Below are 8,722 nucleotides of genomic sequence, written 5' to 3' on the forward strand. Positions count from 1 at the left end.
CAGTATGGACTGAACGTACCATACATTGCGTTCGGCGTGGAGCCGGCGCCTAGAGCGCGACTGTCTTCAAATGGGTGTCGAGGAAGGCCAGCTGATCGGTGATGACGCGGTCGAAGGCTTCGCCGACGTAGATGTCGAAGTGACCCTCGGGGTAGACCTCGATCTCGCCTCGGGGTGCCTTGGCGGCGAGACGCAACGTGGCAGCGGCGGGCGCGACCGAGTCGCGTTCGCACACACAGAACAAGATCGGGCAGGTGATCTTCGCGGCGGCTCGGCCGGGTCGATAGCTGATGATCTTGATGCCGAAGCGGGCAGCTACTTCATTGCGGATCTGCGTTCCGTCGGGCACCAACCGCAGGAATCCCGGGTAGGCGTCGGGTGCGTTCATCAGCGCCACCCCGTCTGGGTGGCCGACCACCGGCACCATCACCGGCGGCTTGCCGAGCCGGGCACCGACGAGGTCGCGCACCGCCAGTGCAGTAATGCGCGCCTTGACCAAGGGGTTCAGCGTGCGCGCCGAGGCAATGCCATCGGTGAAGGGACACTGAGCGACGACGGCCGCGATACCCGGCAGTCGCGCCGCCGTGGCGATTACATGACCGCCGCTAAAAGAGGTACCCCACAAGCCGAGCCGGTGGGCGTCGATCCCCGCCAGAGTGCGGCCGTAGGCAACGGCGGCCGCCCAGTCCTGCAACTGCATGCCGATGTCGAGGAGCTGCCGGGGCTCGCCTTCACTGTCACCGAAGTTGCGATAGTCGAAAACCAGGCAGGCATAGCCGGCAGCACAAAAACGTTCGGCATAGGCGTCGAGCCGCATGGTGCGCACCCCGCCCAGGCCGTGAGCCATCACCAGCAGGGGCGCCTCGCCAGTCGCTTCCGGCCGGTAGAGCCATGCGCTGATGCGTTCACCACCGGAGTTGAACTGCACATCCGCACGCTGCACCATCAGTGCCTCCATTCTTGCTCCGGTGTCGCCGTGTGATACTGCCATCCGATGACCACAAGCATGCTGCAGCGGCTGGCAACGGTCGTGGGCGCTAAGCACGTCATCGCCGATCCCGACGTGCTGGCCGCCCGCGGTGTCGACCACACCGGTCGCTATCGCGGCCAAGCGAGTGCGCTGGTGCGTCCCGGCTCCACCGACGAGGTGGCCGAGGTGCTGCGCATGTGCCGCGATGCGGAGGTACCCGTCACCGTCCAAGGCGGATGCACCTCGCTGGTCGCCGGCACCGTTCCCGAGCACGGCGATGTGCTGCTGTCCACCGAGCGACTGAACACCGTCGGCCCGGTCGACAGCATCGAGCGCCGCCTCCACGCCGGCGCCGGGGCCACTCTGGCCGCAGTGCAGCGGGCCGCGAATGCGGCCGGACTGGTCTTCGGCGTCGACTTGGCCGCCCGCGACACGGCGACCGTCGGCGGCATGGCCTCCACCAATGCCGGCGGACTGCGCACCGTGCGCTACGGCAACATGCGCGAGCAGGTCCTCGGCTTGGACATCGCGTTGCCCGACGGCTCGGTGCTACGCCGGCACAGCAGGGTGCGTGCCGACAACACGGGCTACGACTTGCCCGCGCTGTTCGTCGGCGCCGAGGGCACTCTCGGCGTCATCACCGCGCTCGACTTGCGTCTGCACCCCGCGCCGTCGCACCGGGTGACCGCGATGTGCGGCTTCGCCGACCTCGGCGCATTGGTCGATGCCGGCCGAGTATTCCGCGATCTCGACGGCATCGCGGCCCTGGAACTGATCGACGGCCAAGCCAGTGCCCTAACCGCAGAACGCTTCGGGGTAGCCGCGCCGGTGAGCGGGGACTGGCTGCTGTTGGTGGAGTTGGCGGGCGATCACGACCAGACTCCGCGGCTGGCCGACGCCTGGGACGCCGTGTCGATGTGCGGTGAGCCCGCGGTCGGTGTGGACGCCGGTGCGCAGCAGCGGCTCTGGCGGATACGCGAGTCAGTGTCCGACGTTCTCAATGCGTATGGGCCGCCGGTGAAATTCGATGTATCACTGCCACTGTCGGCCGTCAGCGGATTTGCGCAGGAGGCCGCCGAGCTGGTGCACCGCCATGCTCCCGACGCGCTGCCGCTGCTGTTCGGCCACATCGGCGAGGGCAATCTGCATCTCAATGTGCTGCGCTGCGCGCTCGAGGAGGAACGCGAACTGTACGGGGCCATGATGGAGTTGATCGCCGGCTGCGGCGGCAACGTCAGCTCCGAACATGGCGTGGGCAGCCGCAAACGGGCTTACGTCGGCATGTCGCGCCAACCGGCCGATATCGCGGCAATGCGGACGGTCAAGCGGGCTTTCGACCCAACCGGCTACCTCAACGCCGCGGTGCTGTTCGACTAATCGGGTGCTTTGATGCCCACCGCGTGGCGCAGCTGCGCCAAAAACTGGTCGGCGTCGTCGCTTCGCACCATGTAGTGCGAGATCGCGATCCGTATTGCGGCTGCGGCCTTCACGGCGCCGCCGGGCCCTGGAAGCAGGCGTTGCAGTCCTTCGCGCATCTCCGGAATGACCCGGGAGAACTGCGCGATGACATGCTCGGGCTCGATGTCGACCATGCGCACACCCGAGTAGGAGTGTTGGTACTCGACGATGAATCGTAACGCGGCGTCGAGCTTATCGGCACCTTTGAGACCAGCCGTCGCCCGGGCTAAACCGCTTTCGAAATTTTGCCGCTCGTAGCGTGAAAACGCATCCAGCAACTCCTCTTTCGACGCGAACCAGCGGTAGAGGGTTGGGCGCGAGACGTGCGCCTGCGCGGCGACGTCGGAGAGGCTGAGCTTACGTTTGCCGTTGCGGCTGATCACCTCGGCGGTGGCCGCGAGAATGCGCTGCCGGGTCGAAGTGTCGGCTTCAGCGGTCGACGGGTGGTTCACATCCAAAACTTTACAAAATTTGGTCGAAGTGTCACGCTGTTTCAGTGCCACTGTCTTGGTTTTTAGCGGGGGACGTTCCGCCCGCAAACGAGGTAGCTGACCACCAAATCCTAGACGCTCGTCGTGACTGAAGCCGAGGCCACCGTGCCGGCCCGTCCTCCCCGCGCCGTCGTCGTCACCGGAGCATCGTCACCGGTCGCTCGCGCCATGGCGGCTCGATTGGCTCAGCGCGGTGATCTGGTGCTGATGGGCAGTCGGCGCCCCGACATCTGTGAGCGACTTGCCGCTTGCCTTCGGACCCAGGGCGCGACGGCGTTCGCCGCCCACCTCGACCTCGCCGAAACCTCGTCGATCGATAGGTTCGTCGAGTCTGCGCGCTATCTCGTCGGTGAGGTGGACGTGCTTGTCACCGACGCTGGCCTGTCGGCCGGCAAAGCGCATGTGGTTGGTGCGCAACACCTTGCGGCACAAGTGATTCCGCCGATGATGCGGCGTGGACGCGGCGACGTTGTTCTGTTGAGTCCCGACATCCTTGCCCGCTCAACGCCGCCGACGACTGCGGCGTGCCGGCGAGCGCTCGACGCGTGGTTATCGGGGTTGGACGCCGAATTCGTCGGCACCGGCGTGCGGGCATCGATCCTGCGCTCCGGCTATCCCCGCGGCCGCGTGGCACCCGACGACGTGGCATGCGTGGTCGCCGCGATGGTCGGCTCCCGCGAACCCATGCAATTGCGCCTCGTCGAGGTCATTTCACATCTCCCCGCATCGGCACCGACCAACGAGCGAAGGGTTCGATGACCGTTGCCAACCCGACCCGTGGACTAACCGGACCGCCGGCGCACCAACACTGACTGCTGAATGCCGCCTACCGCTCCGCGATCGTCGAACAGGGTGCCGATCGTTGTTCCGATGCCGTCCGCGCCGTAATTGGTCTCGGCGCGAATGCCGATCCACTCGCCCTCCGGGATGCGGTGCACATGCACCACGAGGTCGTTGTTGAGGAAAGTCCATGTGGTGATATCGAGTTTCGACCCGATGCCGTTGGCGCAATCAGCCACCGCGAAGAGTCGCTCCAGTGGCGTCATGGTTTCACCGTTGACGAGTTTTACCGTCGGTTTGATCCACGACTCCCCCGGGCCTGCGTTGAGCGGCGGGGTCAGCCAACGCCAGTCCAGGCTGTGCACGTAGTTGCGGTCGAAATCCTTTTCTAGGTTGCGGCTGCGGCCTTGAGCTAGCGGGCCAAGCGGCGGCGCCGCCGAGTGCGCCACGTCGGCAGTGTCGAGCTGCTGCAGCCGCCACCCGTTGGCACGGGCGACGGGTCTTGATTGACCGTCTGGTCCCGGGCCCAGCATCTCGGCGCTGACCAATTCGATCTGTCTGCCGGGGCGTTCGACGCGTGAGCGGACCCAGAAGTCACCCTCGGCCGGAACCGGTCCCAACAGGTCGACGACAACCCTGCTGAGCCGGGTGTCGTCGCGGCGGGCGCAGCGCTCAAGTGCCCGCACCAACAGCGCCGACACCGGTGCGGCGTGCTGGATCGCCGCCGACCAGGTGCTTCGCACCAGATCGGTCGCGTTGAACTTCTCTCCCAGCGGATCAGCAGCGTCGACCAGCTCGTAGTACGAGTCAGTCATACTTCACCTTTCCGGCGGGTCACGGCAGGCCGGCGCCGGGGACGTCGACGGTGATGGTGTCGAGCCGGGAGAGCCGGGTTCCTGCGACACGCTTGGGGTACGCATCGGTGCTCGACAGCAGAAACAGCATGCGCCGTTGTGGCCCGCCCAGGGTGCAGGCGATGGCGGCGCGCACACCGATGTCGATCCGATCCGTCACCGTGCCGCCGGCAGTGATCCGCTCGAACTGGTGCGCCAGCGTCATCGCAGTCCACACGCCGCCCTCGGCGTCCAGCGCGATACCGTCGGGCGGGCCGTCCAGCCCGTCGGCGAATACCCGGCGGTCGCTGAGGGCACCGTCTTGCGCGATGGTGAAGGCGGTCAGCCGTCGCCCGATGGACTCGGCGACGATCAAGGTACGACCGTCCGGGGTGATCACCATGCCGTTGGGGAACTCGAGGTCGTCGCCGACGAGGGTCACCGAGTTGTCGGTATCCAGGCGCACGATGACGCCACCCTCGAAGGCCTGCGATCCGATGTAGGCGCGCCCGGCCTGGTCGACGACCATGTCGCCGAGGTTGGCGGGCACTTCGGCCGCGAGGTCGGCGATCGTGGTCACCGCGTCGCCGTCGTAGCGCAACACCAGCCGGTCTTCGGTCGAGGTGATCAGCAGCGAGCCGTCTGGCCGGAACCCCAGCCCGGACGGGCTGTGCCCGGGCAGCGGCAACGTCGTCATCGAGCCGCCTAGGGTGACGGTGTGCACCGCCTCACCGAGCATGTCGGAGAACCACAGCAGTCCTTCGAACCAGCGCGGGCCTTCGCCGAAACAGAAGCCCTTGGCTAATCGCGTCAGCTGGTCAACGGGCGACGACATGCGATGCATCCAATTCTCGTGCGATTGCGCCGTGGTAGGCGTCGATGTGGGCGGGGTTGACGATCTGGGAGAAAGTGTCCGGCAGCGGCGCGTCCTTGTACGCCTCGAGCGTCATCGTCCGGGTGAACAGCGTGAGGCCATGGCCGGGAGTAGTGAAGTGGTATTCAATCGTCATCCGCCCGTCCAGGCCGCGGTCGCCGTTGTGGTCATGACCCAGGCGGCCGACCGAGTTGAACACAAATAGCTTGGGCCGCAAGGCAATTGCCAGATGCCAGGTGAAGATTCGGTTGCTGTCCGGGCCTGTCTCCGCCCAGGTGTCGCCGACCTGCAGCGGGCGCTTGTCCGGCAGGTCGGTGATCTGCGCGCTGCCCGGATAGGTTTTAGTCCAGTTCGCTGGATTGGTGACGAAGTCGTAGATGGTCTCCGGGGGATGACGGAACGCCGTTTCGGAGCTGATGGTGACGATGCCCAATTGATTGCCCCTCCTACTGCGACGACACCAACCGCGGCTTTACAGACTAGCGCACGAGTGTCACGCGGGTTCTGCGGGTAGTGTGCCTAGCGTGGATGACAGCTACAGTACGCAGCGGTCTTGCCGGCGCGGCCGTATCGACTGGTCGTGACGGTGCAGCGGCATGTATTTCTCGATCACTCACCCGATGCACAGCCACCCGTACCATCCGGAATTGGTCTGCGGGGACGGTATTTCCACGGTCGCCGCGGCAGCTGAAGCGGCCGGGTTCCACGGGTTCGGGTTCACCGACCATCCGGCTCCCACGCAACGCTGGCTCGACGCCGGCGGTCACGATGCGCTGGACCCGTTCGTGGCGATGGGTTTCGCCGCCGCGCGCACCAGCACGTTGCGGCTGATTCCCAACATCGTGGTGCTGCCGTACCGAAACCCCTTCCTGGTGGCCAAGTGCGGCGCGACGCTGGATTTGTTGTCCGGTGGCCGGTTCACTCTGGCGGTCGGCGTGGGCTATCTCAAACGCGAGTTCGCTGCCCTCGGAGTCGACTACGACGAGCGGGCCGACCTGTTCGACGAGGCGCTGGAAGCGATCCGCGCCGTGTGGACCACCGACGACCTGTCCTTCGACGGCAGGCACTTCACCGCCCGCGGCATCACCGCCCACCCGCGGCCGGTGAGTCAGCCCCATCCCCCGATCTGGATCGGCGGCAATACCGGGGCGGCCCGCCAACGCGTGGTCAAGCACGGCAACGGCTGGTGTCCTTTCCCTGCCCCTGCCGGGCTGGCTGCGACGGCTCGCACGGCGGCCATCGACTCGATCGAGCGCCTTGCCGCCGGTATCGAGGATTTGCGCCGCCGCTGCGACGCAGCGGGGCGAGATTGGTCGGCGACTGACGTGGTATTCACGAACTTCGACGGCGGCAGCCCGGCAAACGAGGACTTCAATGCCGACGCCTACCTGACCGGCCTGGACAAGCTGGCCGCGTTGGGCGTCACCTGGGTGCAGGTCGGCTTGCCCGGTGACAGCCTGGCGCACGTGCTGGAGACCATCGACCGGTTCCGGACCCTGGTGATCGACGCTGCCTAACGGTAAGCCTTCACAAGTTTCGGCGGAAATGTCACTCTCCGTGTGTGACCACCGAATCGGAGCAGACGCATTGGTCGGTTAGCGGCCTACTTGACTTGTTCGACGTGCAGCCCGCGGAGGCCGATCGGTTCACCGGCGAGACCAGTATCGCCGGCCAGGACGACCGGCAGGTGGTGGAGGGCACGCAGGTGCTGGCGCAGGCGATTGTCGCGGTGGCCAAACGGTTTCCGGACAAGTCGGTGCGCTCAGCGCACGCGGTCTTCGCCCGCGCCGTGATGGTTGGCCCGCCGGTCGAATTCGCCATCGACGTCGTACACGAGGGCCGCTCTACCGCCACCGCCGTCGTTTCGGTGCAGCAGAACGGCCGGCGCTGCATCACGGTGACTGCGCTGGCCGACGTCCCGTCGCCGGACGTCATCCGCCACCATCTGCCTCGTCCCGAGGTGGCACCACCAGCTGCGGCGAACCCGTCCCCGATGCCGATGGTCGGCCGGGAAGTGCGGCTGGTCGACGTGGTCGACGTCAATAGCCCCGATGAGGTCGGGCCGCCGGAGCTGTATGCCTGGGTGCACTACGACCCGATCCCCGCCCGTGACGACCTGGCCAAGGCGCTCGTCGCGTATTTCACTGGCCACCTTGGGATCTCGACCACGATGCGCGCCCATGAGGGCATCGGCACCAGCCAGGCCCATCTGACCGTGTCCACCGCGCCGATGACGATCGCGGCCAGCTTCCATGAGCCGGTGTCGTGGACCGGGTGGTTGCTCTACACGCATGAGAGCACCCAGGTCGGGGCGGGCATGTCGTATGTGCGCGGCGCGGTGCACACCGAAGAAGGTGAACTTATCGCGTCGTTCGCCCAGGAAGCGCTGATCCGGCCGTTGCGGCAGACCGACACCGCGATCAAAGCCCAGGCGCGGTTATAACCGCGTTACGGCTGTAACGGCAGCTCGGCGACGACGTCGGCGAGCGTCTCATCGAAGCTGAGGTAGCCCTTGATCGGCAGGCTCTCGGGCGGCGGGTCCACGTAGCTCCAGGACACGTCGTCGACAACGACGTCGCCGACGACGGCCCGCCAATACGTCGCGAAACCCTTGTAGTTGCAATAGCTCGACGTCTCGGTCCGCTGCAGTACGTCGGTGTGGACATGCGAAGGATTCACGTAGAGCCGCGGCTGCAGCGCGGTCTCGAAAACGATCACGGTGTCGTCGGTGTCGACCAATGTCGTGCCGGCGATTGCGACGCGCAGGTGGCGCTTCGTCGGTCGGCAGTCGACCCGGTGATACGGGTTGGGCGGATAGTGGACGAGCTTGCGGCCCTCCTCGAGCCAGGTGTCGACCGCATCCCAGGGCACATGGACGAAGCCTCGCGCTTCGGGTACCGGCTCGCTGGGTAGCCCGTCGACCTCGTCGGCGGGGAATGCATAGCTGAGTGGACGATTCCGTCGATGCACCAGCAGGGCCCGCTCGGTGTCGATGACGATCTGCCCATCGCGAAAACCTTGAACCCGTCGCGGATGCGGCTCGACGTACACCGGGCGGTCAGGCAGCGGTGGGGCGAACCAGCCGGCAGGATTGCTGCTCAGCGGGCCTCGCCCGGCGACCAGACTCACGTAACGATCCTACGGTCGTTGTCCGCGAGCGCCTTCTGTAGCAGCGGGACGGTTTCAAGATCCTCGAGCGCCGCGACGCCTCGCCGCACACCTTTCTTTCGAGCGCAATGCTGTCGGCCTGCATGCCGCCCAGGCCTAGGCCCGTTTTCCGCATAGTTGGCGGTTAAGGTTTGTGGTTTTGGATGTT

The 8,722-nt window shown here is 66.2% G+C and carries 10 protein-coding genes; 4 read left to right on the forward strand and 6 right to left on the reverse strand.

Annotation, left to right across the window (positions count from 1 at the left end; translation table 11 throughout):
- Positions 1-49 precede the first annotated feature (49 nt).
- The gene (locus tag ACFE99_RS05980) at positions 50-946 is read right to left on the reverse strand and encodes an alpha/beta hydrolase (protein ID WP_375483347.1); all 897 of its coding nucleotides are present in this window, start codon (positions 944-946) and stop codon (positions 50-52) included.
- 60 nt (positions 947-1,006) lie between these two features.
- Here ACFE99_RS05980 and ACFE99_RS05985 point away from each other — a divergent pair, with 60 nt between their 5' ends.
- Positions 1,007-2,347, forward strand: coding sequence for an FAD-binding oxidoreductase (locus ACFE99_RS05985; RefSeq protein ID WP_375483371.1), 1,341 nt, complete (start codon positions 1,007-1,009; stop codon positions 2,345-2,347).
- Here ACFE99_RS05985 and ACFE99_RS05990 read toward each other — a convergent pair.
- On the reverse strand, positions 2,344-2,880 hold the full coding sequence (locus tag ACFE99_RS05990) for a TetR/AcrR family transcriptional regulator (RefSeq protein WP_375483349.1): 537 nt from the start codon (positions 2,878-2,880) through the stop codon (positions 2,344-2,346). The genes ACFE99_RS05985 and ACFE99_RS05990 overlap by 4 nt on opposite strands.
- Before the next feature lie 123 nt (positions 2,881-3,003).
- Between ACFE99_RS05990 and ACFE99_RS05995 the strand changes: the two genes are divergently transcribed.
- Positions 3,004-3,678: an SDR family NAD(P)-dependent oxidoreductase gene (locus tag ACFE99_RS05995; RefSeq protein WP_375483351.1), complete on the forward strand. Its 675-nt coding sequence runs from the start codon at positions 3,004-3,006 to the stop codon at positions 3,676-3,678.
- 23 nt (positions 3,679-3,701) lie between these two features.
- On the opposite strand, the gene ACFE99_RS06000 is transcribed toward ACFE99_RS05995, so the two are convergent.
- From ACFE99_RS06000 to ACFE99_RS06010, 3 genes are read right to left on the reverse strand one after another with little or no spacing between them, the layout of a single operon-like run.
- Positions 3,702-4,514 carry a thioesterase family protein gene (locus ACFE99_RS06000; protein ID WP_375483353.1) on the reverse strand — a complete coding sequence of 271 codons (813 nt, stop codon included), beginning with the start codon at positions 4,512-4,514 and terminating at the stop codon, positions 3,702-3,704.
- 19 nt (positions 4,515-4,533) lie between these two features.
- The gene (locus tag ACFE99_RS06005; RefSeq protein WP_375483355.1) at positions 4,534-5,367 is read right to left on the reverse strand and encodes an SMP-30/gluconolactonase/LRE family protein; all 834 of its coding nucleotides are present in this window, start codon (positions 5,365-5,367) and stop codon (positions 4,534-4,536) included.
- Positions 5,351-5,839, reverse strand: coding sequence for an SRPBCC family protein (locus ACFE99_RS06010; RefSeq protein WP_375483357.1), 489 nt, complete (start codon positions 5,837-5,839; stop codon positions 5,351-5,353). The genes ACFE99_RS06005 and ACFE99_RS06010 overlap by 17 nt, the downstream gene beginning before the upstream one ends.
- A 163-nt stretch (positions 5,840-6,002) precedes the next feature.
- On the opposite strand from ACFE99_RS06010, the gene ACFE99_RS06015 reads away from it, so the two are divergent.
- Together ACFE99_RS06015 and ACFE99_RS06020 are read left to right on the forward strand one after the other, a co-directional pair.
- Entirely contained in the window at positions 6,003-6,923 is a 921-nt protein-coding gene (locus ACFE99_RS06015) for an LLM class F420-dependent oxidoreductase (protein WP_375483359.1), read from the forward strand.
- Between the two features lie 44 nt (positions 6,924-6,967).
- Complete coding sequence (locus ACFE99_RS06020) at positions 6,968-7,849, forward strand: acyl-CoA thioesterase (protein ID WP_375483361.1); 882 nt, start codon at positions 6,968-6,970, stop codon at positions 7,847-7,849.
- Positions 7,850-7,854: 5 nt separating this feature from the next.
- On the opposite strand, the gene ACFE99_RS06025 is transcribed toward ACFE99_RS06020, so the two are convergent.
- On the reverse strand, positions 7,855-8,535 hold the full coding sequence (locus tag ACFE99_RS06025; protein WP_375483363.1) for a DUF427 domain-containing protein: 681 nt from the start codon (positions 8,533-8,535) through the stop codon (positions 7,855-7,857).
- Positions 8,536-8,722 lie beyond the last annotated feature (187 nt).

This window comes from uncultured Mycobacterium sp., assembly GCF_964249325.1.
GTDB lineage: Bacteria > Actinomycetota > Actinomycetes > Mycobacteriales > Mycobacteriaceae > Mycobacterium.

Bases quoted from the DNA above. Each gene is read 5' to 3' on its own strand.
- ACFE99_RS05980 (WP_375483347.1), bottom strand. From the start codon at position 946: ATGGTGCAGCGTGCGGATGTGCAGTTCAACTCCGGTGGTGAACGCATC.
- ACFE99_RS06005 (WP_375483355.1), bottom strand. From the start codon at position 5,367: ATGTCGTCGCCCGTTGACCAGCTGACGCGATTAGCCAAGGGCTTCTGT.
- ACFE99_RS06015 (WP_375483359.1), top strand. From the start codon at position 6,003: ATGTATTTCTCGATCACTCACCCGATGCACAGCCACCCGTACCATCCG.
- ACFE99_RS06000 (WP_375483353.1), bottom strand. From the start codon at position 4,514: ATGACTGACTCGTACTACGAGCTGGTCGACGCTGCTGATCCGCTGGGA.
- ACFE99_RS05985 (WP_375483371.1), top strand. From the start codon at position 1,007: ATGCTGCAGCGGCTGGCAACGGTCGTGGGCGCTAAGCACGTCATCGCC.